At 69.1% G+C, this 13,861-nt stretch carries 14 protein-coding genes; 5 read left to right on the forward strand and 9 right to left on the reverse strand.

From position 1 onward, the window contains the following. Positions 1-357: 357 nt before the first annotated feature. The 5 genes from HH310_RS39220 to HH310_RS39240 are packed head-to-tail and all read right to left on the reverse strand — an operon-like array spanning position 358 to position 4,433. A complete protein-coding gene (locus HH310_RS39220; RefSeq protein WP_169180832.1) occupies positions 358-1,320 on the reverse strand; it encodes a zinc-binding alcohol dehydrogenase family protein in 963 nt (320 codons plus the stop codon). Beyond that, the gene (locus HH310_RS39225) at positions 1,317-1,679 is read right to left on the reverse strand and encodes a hypothetical protein (protein ID WP_169180833.1); all 363 of its coding nucleotides are present in this window, start codon (positions 1,677-1,679) and stop codon (positions 1,317-1,319) included. Before HH310_RS39225 ends, HH310_RS39220 begins: the two co-directional genes overlap by 4 nt. Next, positions 1,676-2,539: an extradiol ring-cleavage dioxygenase gene (locus tag HH310_RS39230; RefSeq protein WP_169180834.1), complete on the reverse strand. Its 864-nt coding sequence runs from the start codon at positions 2,537-2,539 to the stop codon at positions 1,676-1,678. Before HH310_RS39230 ends, HH310_RS39225 begins: the two co-directional genes overlap by 4 nt. Positions 2,540-2,541: 2 nt before the next feature. After that, positions 2,542-3,321 carry a citryl-CoA lyase gene (locus HH310_RS39235; protein ID WP_169180835.1) on the reverse strand — a complete coding sequence of 260 codons (780 nt, stop codon included), beginning with the start codon at positions 3,319-3,321 and terminating at the stop codon, positions 2,542-2,544. Further along, a complete protein-coding gene (locus tag HH310_RS39240) occupies positions 3,306-4,433 on the reverse strand; it encodes a CaiB/BaiF CoA-transferase family protein (RefSeq protein WP_169180836.1) in 1,128 nt (375 codons plus the stop codon). Before HH310_RS39240 ends, HH310_RS39235 begins: the two co-directional genes overlap by 16 nt. A gap of 177 nt (positions 4,434-4,610) precedes the next feature. On the opposite strand from HH310_RS39240, the gene HH310_RS39245 reads away from it, so the two are divergent. From HH310_RS39245 to HH310_RS39255, 3 genes are all read left to right on the forward strand, one after another. After that, positions 4,611-6,047 carry an amidohydrolase family protein gene (locus tag HH310_RS39245; RefSeq protein ID WP_169180837.1) on the forward strand — a complete coding sequence of 479 codons (1,437 nt, stop codon included), beginning with the start codon at positions 4,611-4,613 and terminating at the stop codon, positions 6,045-6,047. A 3-nt stretch (positions 6,048-6,050) separates the two neighbouring features. Then, positions 6,051-6,839: an IclR family transcriptional regulator C-terminal domain-containing protein gene (locus HH310_RS45655; protein WP_169180838.1), complete on the forward strand. Its 789-nt coding sequence runs from the start codon at positions 6,051-6,053 to the stop codon at positions 6,837-6,839. Positions 6,840-7,091: 252 nt separating this feature from the next. After that, the gene (locus HH310_RS39255) at positions 7,092-7,412 is read left to right on the forward strand and encodes a hypothetical protein (RefSeq protein WP_169180839.1); all 321 of its coding nucleotides are present in this window, start codon (positions 7,092-7,094) and stop codon (positions 7,410-7,412) included. 966 nt (positions 7,413-8,378) lie between these two features. On the opposite strand, the gene HH310_RS44510 is transcribed toward HH310_RS39255, so the two are convergent. From HH310_RS44510 to hrcA, 3 genes are all read right to left on the reverse strand, one after another. After that, positions 8,379-8,789: a nitroreductase/quinone reductase family protein gene (locus tag HH310_RS44510; RefSeq protein WP_211193208.1), complete on the reverse strand. Its 411-nt coding sequence runs from the start codon at positions 8,787-8,789 to the stop codon at positions 8,379-8,381. Between the two features lie 129 nt (positions 8,790-8,918). Further along, positions 8,919-10,061, reverse strand: a complete 1,143-nt coding sequence (gene dnaJ / locus HH310_RS39265; protein ID WP_169180840.1) for a molecular chaperone DnaJ — start codon at positions 10,059-10,061, stop codon at positions 8,919-8,921. A 20-nt stretch (positions 10,062-10,081) separates the two neighbouring features. Then, positions 10,082-11,104, reverse strand: a complete 1,023-nt coding sequence (gene hrcA, locus HH310_RS39270) for a heat-inducible transcriptional repressor HrcA (protein WP_169180841.1) — start codon at positions 11,102-11,104, stop codon at positions 10,082-10,084. 150 nt (positions 11,105-11,254) lie between these two features. Here hrcA and HH310_RS39275 point away from each other — a divergent pair, with 150 nt between their 5' ends. Continuing rightward, the gene (locus HH310_RS39275) at positions 11,255-11,794 is read left to right on the forward strand and encodes a DUF4870 domain-containing protein (RefSeq protein ID WP_169180842.1); all 540 of its coding nucleotides are present in this window, start codon (positions 11,255-11,257) and stop codon (positions 11,792-11,794) included. Here the strand turns inward: HH310_RS39275 and hemW are convergent, their stop codons facing one another. Beyond that, positions 11,795-13,033, reverse strand: a complete 1,239-nt coding sequence (gene hemW, locus HH310_RS39280; RefSeq protein WP_169180843.1) for a radical SAM family heme chaperone HemW — start codon at positions 13,031-13,033, stop codon at positions 11,795-11,797. Between the two features lie 36 nt (positions 13,034-13,069). On the opposite strand from hemW, the gene HH310_RS39285 reads away from it, so the two are divergent. Next, positions 13,070-13,852: an enoyl-CoA hydratase-related protein gene (locus tag HH310_RS39285; RefSeq protein WP_169180844.1), complete on the forward strand. Its 783-nt coding sequence runs from the start codon at positions 13,070-13,072 to the stop codon at positions 13,850-13,852. Positions 13,853-13,861: the final 9 nt, after the last annotated feature.

Consider the following 13,861-nt stretch of genomic DNA (forward strand, 5'->3'; position numbering starts at 1 on the left):
ATATATGGGCGCAACTCTCCAAGGTCTTGAGCAATCCCAGGATGCGGTCGGCACATCCCACGTTGCAGGATGCAAAACAGCCCGCGACGCGGGAGTCGACAGCGTCAGCCGTGCCGCGGGGGCGGGACTGGCCAAGGGCGGGACTGACCGCAGGCGGGACTGACCGCAGGCGGGACTGACCGCAGGCGGGACTGACCGCAGGCGGGACTGGCCAGGGCGTGTGACGGGACAGGAGCGGGACTGGCCAGGAGCGGGACTGGCCGGGGTGTGTGACGGGACAGCCCGGTCGGGCGTGAGGAGATGTTGTTGCACCGAAGCTGGGCGAAGCCTCGGGGACCTCTCCCCCGGGCGTACATCTTAGAGAGAAAGCACTATCCGCCGGGTGGCCTCACCGGTTGCCTGGCGCTGCCACGCGTCGGCCACCGCGTCGAACGGGACCACCTCGTGCTCCACCGTCAGCCGGCCCGATGCCGCGTACGCCGCCACCGCGGCCAATGATTCCGCGCGCTGCTCGATCGTCAGCTGGTTGTTCGTGTAACCGATGATGCGCAACGAACCGCTGCGCAGCGTGGCCGAGTCGATCGGGGCCGTCGCGCCGGCCGCGCTGCCCAGGTTGACTAATCGGCCCTCGGGACGCAGCACGCGCAGCGCCGCGGCGGCGGGGCGGCCGAAGACCGGGTCCAGCACCAGGTCGACCGGGCCCTCGGCCACCGAACGGATCCGGTCGGCCAGCACCGCCACGTCGTCCTCCTCGTACAGCGGGACGGCGACCGCGGCGCCCAGCAGCTCGGCGCGCTCGCGGGAAGCCTCGGAGCGGGCCACCGCGATCACCCGGCGCGCGCCGGCCAGCAGCGCGAGCTGGATCGCGGCCTGGCCCACGACGCCGCCGGCGCCCAGCACGACCACCTGCTCGCCGGGTGCCACGCCGCCGGCCCGGGTCAGCGCCGCGTGCGCGGCCACCGCCGAGAGGCCCAGCGCCGCGATCGCCTCCAGCGGTACGCCGTGCGGCAAGGTCACCACGTCGTTCGCCGGGACGGCCACCGCCGCGGCCATGCTGCCGTCGCCGGGACGCATTCCGGCCGAGGTGGCGAACCACACCGGCGTGCCGTCCTCGCGGTGGCCGACGCCCTGCACGCCGGGCACGTACGGCAGTTCCGGCATGCCGAAGTAGCTGGTGCCGGTGGCGCAGAGCAGGTCCAGCGGGGTGATCGGCGCGGCCGCCACGCTGATCCGCACCTGGCCGTTGCCGACCGGGGGCACCGGCCGTTCGCCGACCGCGGGGGGCCGGCCACATATCGTCAGGACGGCCGCCCGGATCATGTGGTGATATCCGGGTACGGGAGGGAGAAATGCGCGAGCCGGGCCCCGTACGCCTTCTGGTACTCCAGCGGCTCCTTGTTGTCGCGCTCGAACATCGCGATGAACAGTGTCAGCGTGAGGAACGGGTGCGCGCCGAGCTCGAACAGCTTGACGTGGTCCTGGGCGACCAATGCCTCGCGCTCGGCGGGGGCGAACGACTGCCACGTGCTGTCCTCGGCGCCGACGCTGTTGAGCAGCGAGTTGGCCATTGTGGACTCCCACCACTCGACCGTCTCGCGGGGTTCGGCCCGATAGCGTTCCACCAGTTCGGGATCGCGGTCGACCGTGTAGAGGAACTTGTCCAGCAAATACTTGCTCATGCGGGCTCCCCGTTCGGGTACCAGGTGAAGTACGCCTCCATAGTGTGGAACAGATCGAGCGTGTCCACGTGGTCGGCTTTGCGGCCGGCCCCCGCGACGCCCATCATCAGCATGAAGTCCATGAAGCCGTGGGTGGCGTTGCCGGGCGCGTGCAGCGAGTCCAGGGTGACCTCGCGCAGGCAGTTGTCGAGGTCGCCGGTCGCGATCCATTCCACGGCGCGCTGATCGAACTCGGGGTCCGGCCCGTGCGGTCCGAATTGTCGCGGCCCACCCAGCTCGAGCGAGAGGTGGCCGGTGCCGATGATCGCCACCCGGAGATCCGAGGGCCACGATGCCACTATTTCCCGAATCGTCTCGCCTAGTTGGACGAAACGCTTCGGCTGCGGCAGCGGCGGGGCGAAGATATTCGTATATATCGGGACAATGGGGAGATCGCCCTCGGGCCGCAACGTGATGATCGGGCACGTGATGCTGTGGTCGATCCGCAACTCGTTGCTGAAGGCCAGATCGAACCCGGCGTCCAATCCGGAACGCAGGATATGCCCGGACAGATCCTCCTGCCCGCGCAGCGTCATCCGCGGCAGCCCGAACTCGCGCTCCTCGTTGTACCAGTTCGCGTCGTAGAACGGCGCCTTGCCGACCAGGAACTGCGGCATGTTGTCCAGCCACAACTGGTGGAAATGATCGGAGCCGACCATCACCAGCACGTCCGGGTTCGCCCGGGTCAGCGTCTCCCGGAAGGCCAGAATCTTGCGGGTCCACTCGTCCGCGAACGGCGGCCGATCCTCCCCGGTCGACGTGCTGGCCCGGTAGTAGAAGGGGTGGTGGGTGGAGGCGATGACCGCGACGATGCTAGCCATACTCAGTCCTCTCCGGGTTCGTAAACGGCGTTGCGGTCAACGGCACGGTAGATCTCCATGCCGATCGGCCGGCGGCGCTCCTCGGCCAGATGACCGAGCAGTCCGGCGGCGCGCGCCAGCAGGGCGAAGCCGCGCAACAGGTCGGTGGGCAGTCCCAGGTCGGCGAGGGCGGCGCCGCAGACTCCGGCCCCGTTGAGCGGCAGCGTCCGCCCGAGCACCTCGGGATGCACTCGGCCGATGGCCTCGAAAAGACGCAGATGCGGGCCTTTGAGACCCTCGGCCTCGGCGATGGAGATCAGCACGGCGGTGCGTGGATCAGCTTGCTTGTGTACGGGATGTCCCAGTCCCGGAACGAACGTTCGTTTTTCCTTCGCCCGCCGCACCGCGTCCCGCGCGATCACGTCGTAGTCCCGCTCCGTCCCGGCCTCGACCAGCGTCTCCGCCAGGAAGCGCCCGGTGTCCTCGGTAACGCCCAGGAACCGCGACCCGCCACCGAGCAGCCCCGCCGCAAGCGCCCCCTGCAACGATTCCGGCGCCGACAGATACGTCAGCCGCGCCGCGATCGCCGTCGGCGTGAACCCGTGATCGGCCAGCGCGACCAGCACCGCCTCGAACACGCGCAACTCCCCAGCCGTGGGCCGCCGCCCGGCAACCAGCCAATAGGCCAGCTCCCCGAACCCCACCTTGCCCATCAGGTCGGCGGCCAGATCCTGCCCGAGCAGCGAGATCGACGTCGGGGTGGACGTGCCGATCCGGGTCGGGAAACTCAGCTCCTCAGCCACGCGCGGATCTCCTCGCCGTGTTCGTCGAGCCCGGGCGGCGGCAACTCGTACCGCGCGGGCGTGTCGGAGAACGTGATCGGATTACGTACCGAGGGAATGCCACCCACCGTGACCACCGGCGCCAGGCCGAGCTCGTCGGCCAGCGCGACCCCGCCGTCGATGGTGTTGATCGGGGCGCACGGCACGCCGGCCGCGAGCAGCTCGCGGAACCATTCGTCCTTGGTGCGTTTGGTGAGGCGCTCGACGAGGATCGGCCGCAGCTGCTCCCGGTTCGCGGTGCGGTCCTGATTGCGCCCGAAGCGGGGGTCGTCCGGCAGGCCGGGCAGCTCGAGCACCTGGCACAGCTTGCGGAACTGCCCGTCGTTGCCGGCGATGACGATCAGCTCACCGTCCGAGGTGGGCAGTGGCTCGTACGGGAAGAGGCTGGGGTGTGCGTTGCCCATCCGGAACGGGATCGTGCCGCCGGCGACGTACCCGCTGGAGTGGTTGACCAGTCCGGACAGTGCCGACGACAGCAGGTTGACCTCGACGTGCTGGCCGCGACCGGTCGTCCCGCGATGGTGCAACGCGGCCAAAATCCCGATATTCGCGTGCATGCCGGCCATGACGTCGAAGACGGAAATGCCGGCGCGATAGGGCGACCCCTGCGGGTCGCCGGTCAAGCTCATCAACCCGGAGATCGCCTGCACCATCAGGTCATAGCCGGGCATCGAAGCACCCGCCCCGGACCCGAACCCGCTGATACTGGCGTAGACGATCTTCTCGTTCGACGCCGCCACCGTGTCGTAGTCCAGTCCGAAACGGACCAACCCGCCCGGCCGGAAGTTTTCGATCATGACGTCGGCGCGATGGGCCAGTTCCCGCGCGGCGGCGAGATCGTCGTCCTCGCGAAGATCCAGGGCGATCGAGCGCTTGTTGCGGTTGATCCCCAGGTAGTACGTCGCGACACCGTCCCGGATCGGCGGCATCCAGGTGCGGGTGTCGTCGCCGCCCGGACTCTCCACTTTGATCACCTGCGCGCCGAGGTCGGCCAGCAGCATCGTCGCGTACGGCCCGGCCAGGATCCGGGAGAAATCCGCGACGATCAGGCCCGCCAGGGGTGGGTCCGACATTACCAACCGCCCGTTCTGCGGACACTTGTCCGCCGAGTCAGCGTGCCGCGCTGATCCGAACCTGTCAACACGTTCTTCATGATCCCGAAACGATCTCTTGACACCCCTTCGTGACCGGGAACACACTGGCGCCACCGCGCTGCCCGCACAGCGGACAGGCGTCCGAGAGGGGTGGAGATGAGCGCGAACGACCGGCCGGTGATCTTCCGTAACGGCCTGGTTCTCACCATGGACGACTCGCACACGGTGCTGCAGGACGCCGACGTGCTGGTCGTGGACGGCAAGATCGCTTCGGTCGGCCAGGGTCTGACCGCACCGGACGACGCGCTGGAGATCGACGCCTCCGGCGGCATCGTCATGCCCGGCATGATCGACACGCATCGGCACATGTGGCAGACCGCGATGCGCGGGTACGGCGCCGACTGGACCCTGACGCAGTATTTCGTCTGGTATTACCTCGAGTCCGGCAAGCTGTTCCGGCCCGAGGACATGTACGCCGGCAACCTGCTCTCCGCGATCGAGGCCGTCGACTCGGGCGTGACCACCACCGTCGACTGGTCGCACGGCCTGCAGTCGGCCGACCACGCCGACGCCGCCGTGGACGCCATGGAGTCGGTGCCCGGCCGGTTCGTGCTCGCCTACGGCAACATCCAGCAGGGCCCGTGGGAGTGGTCCACCTCGCCGCAGTTCATGGACTTCTACCGGCGGCGCATTGACGGCGGCAAGCTGGCCGGCTTCCAGATGGCGTTCGACGTCACCGGCGACCCGGCGTTCCCGGAGAAGGCGGCCTTCGAGGTCGCCCGCGAACTGGGCGCCGCGGTCACCACGCACGCCGGCGTCTGGGGTGCCACCAACGACGACGGCATCCGGCTCATGCACGAGAACGGCTTCATGGGTCCGAACAACGTGTACGTGCACGCGGCCACGCTCAACCCCGACTCGTACAACCGGATCGCCGCGACCGGCGGCTCGGTCTCCGTGTCGACGGAGAGCGAGCAGAGCGCCGGTCAGGGCTACCCGCCCACCTGGATGCTGCGCAAGCACGGCATCCCGGTGTCGCTGTCGATGGACACCAGCGTGTGGTGGAGCGGCGACCTGTTCTCGGCCATGCGCACCACGCTCAGCGCGGACCGTTCCCGCGAGCACCTGGAGGCGCACAGCAAGAAGGAGACGGTCACCCACCACCACCTACGCGCCGAGCAGGTCGTCGAGTGGGCCACCCGCGGCGGCGCGCAGGCGCTGGGGATGGACGCGCAGGTCGGCGCGCTGACCCCGGGCCGGCAGGCGGACGTCGTCCTGATCAAGAACGACGACTCGCCGGCCATGTTCCCGATCCTCAACCCGTACGGGCACGTGGTCTACCAGGCGCAGCGGGCGGACGTGCACACCGTGCTGGTCGGCGGCCGCGTGGTGAAGACGGACGGCAAGCTGGTCGATGTGGACCTCCCCGCCGCCCGCGCCAAGATCGAGGCAACGGTCTCGTACCTGCGCGACGCGTTAGGCGAGGACGCCTGGCAGGGCGGCATGAACCCGGACGTCCCGGAGACGAGCGTGCGCGAGAACCCGTACCAGTACACCGACTACGACGCCGGCTCGGCGCAATGGAAAAATTAGGTGGTGACCGATAACGGAAGGAGCGACTTCATCGAGGCGCTCGCACGCGGCCTCGACGTCGTCCGCTCCTTCCGGCCGGGGTCACCCTCGATGACGCTCAGCGAGATCGCCGCGCTCACCGGTCTGGCCAGGCCCACCGTGCGGCGCATTCTGATCACATTGGAGGAGCTGGGGTACGCCCGTACGGCCGACCGTGGCTACGCCCTGACGCCGCGCGTGCTCGAACTCGGCATGGCGTACGTGAACGCCCTGAACATGTGGGACGTGGCCCGGCCGCACATGGAGAAGCTGGTCGCGCAGACCAACGAGTCCACCTCGATGGCCCAGCTCGACGGCAGCGACATCGTGTACGTGGCCCGGGTCGCCGTCCCGAAGATCGTCACGCTCGCGGTGACGATCGGGACGCGGTTCCCGGCCGCCGCGACGTCGATGGGAAAGGTGCTGCTCGCGGCCCTGCCCCCGGCCGCGGTGCCGGCGGTGCTCGCGGAGCCGAGCCGCTCCGGGATCACGCCACGCTGGCAGCCCTCACCGGACGCGCTGTCGACGGCGCTGCGCGAGGTGCGCGCGAAGGGCTGGGCGCTGGCCGACCAGGATCTGGCGCCCGGCGTGCGTTCGGTGGCCACCGGCGTCCGCGACGGCGAGGGGCGCGTGGTCGCCGCGATCAACGTGACCGTGCACGCCGCCGAGACGTCGGTCGAGACGCTGCTGGAGGAGCACCTGCCCCGCCTGCTCCGCACGGCCGCCGACATCAGCCACGACTGGTCGCTGACCGCCGCGATCCCGCTCGCCTGACCGCAGCCCACCACCCGCCGACGCCCCGATTCCGCCGGCGCGTTTTGCGGCTCGGGCCGACGCCCCGATTCGGCCGGCGCGTTTTGCGGCTCGGGCCGACGCCACGATCCCGGCCGCCGACGCCCCCGTTCTCGAGGATCACCCCCGGCCCCCGAGCCGTCGATCGCTTCGATGCTGGTATGGCGGGGAGCCCAACCGATCCGGCCGGCGGGACTGCTGCGGTTGGACGCCGGTCGTGCCAGCCTTGATGTCATGAAGCTTGTCACCGACCTCTTCGACCCCGAGCCATTGCAGTGGGGCTTGCGCGGCGACCCGTGGGCTTGGCGAGCACTCCGCGAACATCTCTCCGGCATGTACCTCCCGCCATCGATGGGCGAGGTCGAGATGCTCCTGTACGCCTCGTTCGACCGCGTCGTCGGAGTGGAGCTTGCGACCGAGCCCGCTCCCTGGGTGTACCGCGACGAGTTCGCCAACGACCCGGGCCTGAGCAGCGGAAACGTCCACTTGGAAACGTGGCGCTCCACTTTGCTGCCCCTCTTGATCGACCGCGCAAGCTCCGAGATCAGGGAGTAGCGCGACTGAGCGAGGAGCCGCGCCAAGATCGCCAGCAGTACGCCCCTCGACGCAAGATCGCCAGCAGTACGCCCGTGCTCAGCGCGAGCCACGACGCCTGCACCCCTTCGGCGCCCGCATCACACAGCGCACCTTCGACGGCGCAGCATCCCACGCCACCCGGATTTGTTCCCGACCACCGCGCAGCGCGACCGACGCGATGCCCCTCAATTCCGACGGCGCGGCATCCCACGCGACCCGGATTTGTTCCCGACCACCGCGCAGCGCGACCGACGCGATGCCCCTCAATTCCGACGGCGCGGCATCCCACGCGACCCGGATTTGTTCCCGACCACCGCGGAGCGCGACCGACGCGATGCCCCTCAGTTCCGAACGCCACCCGCACCCGAAACATCGGGATAAATCGTCATAAGACGTCATTGCCTGCGAAGCTTTGGCCGGCGCCGCGGGCTGGCGAGACCGGCGCCCGACGGCGGGGATGACCAGCGCTGCAGCCGGTGCGGGGATGACGTCGGGCGCAGCAGGAAGACCGGCGACCCAAAGTGGCCGCGAAGGCGCGGCTGACCCCCTTCCGAGTCGCGATGACGAACCGACATTTGACGCCAATCCGACAGCGGTCTCACGATTCGGAAACGGAGGCCCGCATCGTGGACGACCGTCCGAACAGGACAGTCATTTCGGCCACTTTTGCCCAACTTTGCGGTCCGCCTCGACGGCCCGATTTCGAGACCTTGGAGAGTTACGCCCACATTCGAGCCCTAACTCTCCAAGGTCTCGAATCTCGCCGCTGGCAATGAAGAGGCGGCAGTTGAATAAGGTGAAAAATGCCGAAATAACGCCGCCAAGGCCACCGGCCACGGGCGATTCGTGGCAGCGACGGACACCGGCCCCGCCGCCGATGCGGAACCTGGCCGGTATCCATCCCGTCCTGCTTGCCCCAGGCTCAGGCGGGTGCGGCGACACTCCCTACGGACGTTCGACGAGCAGAATTCGGAACTCGCGCCGCCCGAGCAACTTTAGAACGATCTCCCCCGCCAGCCCAAAAGCCCGGATCCCCTCCCGATACGGATATTTCCGGATTTTCCCGATCGGGTACTCGACCTCGCCCAGTGCCACCACGCAGCCGCCAGCCACCGCGTTGCGATACCAGTCCGCGCTCTCGCCATAGGTTAATTCCGCCACGAACCCGCCGTCGACGCGGACGAGAAGCATCGGCGTCTCGTACATTTTGCCGGTGCGGCGCCCCACGTGACGCACGACGGCGACGGGTCCGATCCCCGCATGCGCCATCCGCAGCGCGACCCGGTTGATCGTGTTCCGGACGACCCACAGCCACGCGCGGCGCGCCGTCTTTCGCTTTTGAGCGTTACCACTCACGCAGGTCGCCGGGGTGGGGTGAGCGTTTTGGACGCGCCAGCGGCCAGCTCGCCACGCCCCGGCCCTCGGCGTGAGCAGCGATCCGTACCCACCACCCCGCTACGACATCTGGATCTTGATCTTGGGGGGCTAATGGCCGTTGAAGGCGTCTCGCATCCGGCTGAAGAAGCCGCCCTGCTTGCTCAGCTCCGCGATGTCCTCGCCGCGGGTCTTGGCGAAGTCGCGCAGCATCCGCTCCTGATCCGAGGTCAGCTTCGTCGGCGTCTTCACGTCGAGGTGCACGAACAGGTCGCCGCGACCCTGGCCACGCAGGTGCGGCACGCCCTTGCCCCGGATGCGCAGCGTCGAGGCCGGCTGCGTCCCGGACTTGACCTCGATGTTCTCCTCGCTGTCCAGCGTCTTGATGGTCAGCCGGGTGCCCAGCGCCGCGGCCGTCATCGGCAGCGTCACCCGGCAGTGCAGGTCGTCGCCCTTGCGGGAGTAGACGTCGTGCGGCCGCTCGTGGATCTCCACATACAGGTCGCCGGGGGTGCCGCCGCCGGGGCCCACCTCGCCCTGCTGCGCCAGCCGGATCCGCATGCCGTCCTCGACCCCGGCCGGGATCTTGACGGTGAGCGAGCGGCGGGTGCGCACGCGCCCGTCGCCGCCGCAGGTCGGGCAGGGGTGCGGGATGACCGTGCCGTGGCCCTGGCAGACCTGGCACGGGCGGGAGCTGACCACCTGGCCCAGGAACGTGCGCTGCACGCTCTGCACCTCGCCACGGCCGCCACACGTCTCACAGGTGGCCAGATGGGTGCCGGGTGCGGTGCCCGCCCCGGAACACTGGGTGCACAGCACCGCGGTGTCGACCGTGATCGGCGCTTCCACCCCGAACGACGTCTCCACCAGGTCGAGCTCGAGCCGCAGGATCGCGTCGGCGCCCGGACGGGTGCGCGGGCGCGGACCCCGCGCGCCGCCGCCGGCCGCGGTGCCGAAGAACGCGTCCATGATGTCCTGGAAACCGACGAACGGGCCGCCGGCACCACCGGGACCGCCGGGAGCGCCACCGCCGCCGGGCGCGAGCGGGTCACCCCCGAGGTCGACGATCTGCCGCTTCTTGTCGTCGGACAGGACCTCGTACGCGGCGTTGATGTCCTTGAATTTCTCCTGCGCGTCCGGATCCGGGTTGACGTCCGGGTGGTACTGCCGAGCCAGCTTGCGGTAGGCGCGCTTGATCTCGTCGTCGGTCGCCTCCCGGCTCACGCCGAGAATGCCGTAGTAATCCTTGGCCACGGGGTTTGAGGTCCTCAATGTCAGTTCTGTGCCAGTAGGTCGCCCACGTAGCGTGCCACCGCGCGAACCGTCGCGATGGTGCCGGGGTAGTCCATCCGGGTGGGGCCGAGCACGCCGAGCCCCCCGACGATCGTCGCCCCCGGCCCATAACCGGTGCTCACCACGGACGCCGACCTCAGGTTGTCGATCTCGTTCTCGTCGCCGATCCGCACCCGCGTCTTGCTGGGTTCGAGGTCGCCGATCAGCTTGAGCAGGATGACCTCCTCCTCGAGGGCCTCCAGGACGGGACGGAGTGTCCCCTGGAAGTCCAGCACACCGCCTCGTGTCAAGTTGGCCGTCCCGGCGAGAGCGAGACGTTCGTCGCTGCGCTCGACCAGAGTCTCCAGCAGCACCGAGGCCAGGCAGGCCATGGTGCCTCGGCTGTCCGGCGCGCAGTCGTCGACCAGGCCCTGGACCAGCGGCGGGGTGTCGGCGAGCTTCTGCCCCGCGAGCTTCTCGTTGACCCGGCGGCGCAGGTCGGTCACGTCGTCGGCCGGGATCGGCTGCGGCAGCTCGACCAGGCGCTGCTCGACCCGGCCGGTGTCGGCGATCATCACCAGCATGATCCGCGTGGTGGAGACCGGCACCAGCTCGAGGTGGCGCACCGAGGAGCGGGCCAGCGACGGATATTGCACGACGGCGACCTGGCGGGTGAGCTGGGCCAGCAGGCGCACCGTCCGGTGCACCACGTCGTCAAGATCAACCGCGCCGATCAGGAAGCGCTCGATGGCCCGGCGCTCGGCCGGGCTCAGCGGCTTGACCCGGGACAGGCGGTCGACGAACAGCCGATAACCGGCGTCGGTGGGCACCCGGCCCGCGCTGGTGTGCGGCTGGCGGATGTAGCCTTCCTCCTCCAGCACGGCCATGTCGTTACGCACGGTGGCCGGGGAGACACCGAGGTGATGCCGCTCGACGAGGGCCCGGCTGCCGACCGGCTCCTGAGTCTCGACGAAGTCCTCGACGATCGCCCGGAGCACCTCGAGCTTGCGGTCATCGAGACTCATATGACCCTCCCTCGTCTGGCACTCCTGGTAACAGAGTGCCAGTCTACGTCGCTGCGGGCCGGTGCGCGATGATCGAACGGCTGTCGATTGGTTGACTAGAAACGCATGTTCCACTCGACCGGTTTGAGCTGCGCTTCTACCGTGTCAGTCATGACCGAACCGCCTCGTGGACCTGGTAGCGGGAGCCCGAACGACCCGACCGAGCCGTTCAACCCATATGCGGGTAACGACCCGGCCTCCGGTTCGACACCGCCACCGCCCGGTTATTCACCGCCTTACTCACCACCACCGGGGTATTCGCCTCCGCCACCCGGTCCCGACTACGGCGGTCCTGGGTACGGCTCTCGCACCCAGGACGACCGCACCTGGATCCTCACCGCTCACTTCGGCGGCGCGGCCGGCACGTTTCTCGGCGGCGCGGTGGCCGGCTGGATCATCCCGCTGATCGTCATGCTCGCCAAGGGCAACGAATCGCCCGTGGTGCGCAACGAGGCCGTCAAGGCGCTGAACTTCCAGCTCCTGTGGTCCATCATCGGCTTCGCCGGCTGGGCGCTGATCTGCATCGGCGTCGGCTACGTGATCGTCGGCATCGCCTGGATCGTCGCGGTCGTGTTCGGCATCATCGCGGGCGTCAAGGCGGCCAACGGCGAGCCGTACACCTATCCGATGGCGGTCGCGATCGTCAAATAGTCAGACCACGTCACGGATGACGGCATCGGCCAGCAGCCGCCCCCGCAAGGTCAAGATCAGACGACCTTGCCCGTACGCCTCCGCGTCGAGCAGTCCGTCCTCCAGCGCCTGCTTCGCGCCCGCCGGGTCCACCCGGTCCAGCGTGATGCCCTCGCGCAGCCGCACCCGCAGCATGACGTCCTCGACGTGGCGGTCCTCGTCGGTCAGCACTTCGCGCCCGTGCCCCGGCGAGACGCCTTCGGCGAGCCTCTTCCCGTACGCCACCGGATGCTTGACGTTCCACCACCGCACCCCGCCGACGTGGCTGTGCGCCCCCGGCCCGAACCCCCACCAGTCCGCGCCGGTCCAGTAGAGCAGGTTGTGCCGGCACCGAGCCGCCTCGGAGGTAGCCCAGTTCGACACCTCGTACCATCCGAACCCGGCGTCGCTGAGCGCCCCTTCGGCGGCCAGATACCGATCCGCGGCGACGTCGTCCGACGGGTACGGCAGCTCCCCGCGCCGCATCTTCGCCGCCATCCGGGTGCCGTCCTCGACGATCAGCGAGTACGCGCTGACGTGATCCACGCCCGCGTCCACGACCGTACGCAAGGATTTCTCGAAGTCCTCGGCGGTCTCCCCCGGCGTCCCGTAAATCAGGTCCAGGTTGACGTGCTCGAAGCCGGCCGCGCGCGCTTCGAGGGCGGCCTGCGGCGCCCGGTTGGGGGTGTGCTTGCGGTCAAGGATCCGCAGCACGGTCGGCGAGGCCGACTGCATCCCGAGCGAGATCCGGGTGAAGCCATGCTTCCGCAGCGCCCGCAGGTAGGCGGGGTCGACGGACTCGGGATTGGCCTCGGTGGTGATCTCGGCTCCGGGCGCGAGCCCCCAGGTCCGGTCGATCCCGTCCAGGATCCGGCCCAGGTCGTCGGCGCTGAGCAGCGTCGGCGTCCCCCCACCGAAGAAGACGGTGTCCACGGCCCCCGAGCCCGTCCGAACGCCCGCACCACCCGATTTTTCCGGATTTATCACGTTTTTTGCGAGCTTAAGCTCCCGCAGCAGCGTCTCGGCGTACTCATCCCGGCTCGCCCCGCCGCCCAGCTCACTCGCCGTATACGTATTGAAATCGCAATACCCACACCGGCTGGCACAGAACGGCACATGGACATAAACGGCAAATCCGTTTTTCCCGACATGCTGCGTCGCGGATTCGGGGAGCGATCCATCCGCGGGTACGGGTTCGCCATCGGGAAGTGCGCCTGCCATCCGTCAAGTGTGCACGGCCACCGTTAGGGTCTCGGCATGGATCTGGTCCGTACCGCCACCGACGCCGGGGTGACCACAATGACCCTGGACAGCCCCGCCAACCGCAACGCCCTGTCCACACCGCTGATGCGCCATCTCCTGGCGGCTCTCGGCGAGGCGCTGACCGACCCGGCCGTACGCGTCGTGGTGATCTCACACACCGGACCGGTCTTCTGTTCCGGCGCCGACCTCAAGGAGACCGCCGAGGCCCGCGCCGCCGGCCGCGTCCCCGCCGAGTTGCTCGCCGACGTGCTCGCCGCCCTCTGGGAGTTCCCGAAGCCGGTCGTCGCGCGGATCGGCGGCCCGGCCCGCGCCGGTGGCCTGGGGTTGATCGCCGCCGCCGACATCGCCGTCTGCACCACCGAGTCGACCTTCGCCTTCACCGAGGTGCGCCTCGGCGTCATCCCCGCGGTCATCAGCGCCACCGTCCTGCCGCGCCTCTCCGCCCGCGCCGCCGCCGAGCTCTACCTGACCGGCGACGTCTTCGACGGCCCGCGCGCCGAGGCGATCGGTCTGGTCACGGCCGCGGTCCCGGCCGATCGCCTGGACGCGACGATCACCGGCTACTGCGATTCGCTCGTGCTGGGCGGTCCGCTCGCGCTTGCCGGTGCCAAACAACTTCTACGCCGTACGCCGGAAGCCTCGGTCCGTGCGGAGCTGGCAGATTTGTCCGCTCGCTCCGCCGGTTACTTCAAGTCGATCGAGGGCGTCGAGGGCGTCACGGCCTTTCGCGAGAAGCGTTCGCCATCGTGGGTTCCGGGCGGTGATTCAGTAGGCTAGGTCACCGGA

Source organism: Actinoplanes sp. TBRC 11911, assembly GCF_012933445.1.
Taxonomy (GTDB): domain Bacteria; phylum Actinomycetota; class Actinomycetes; order Mycobacteriales; family Micromonosporaceae; genus Actinoplanes.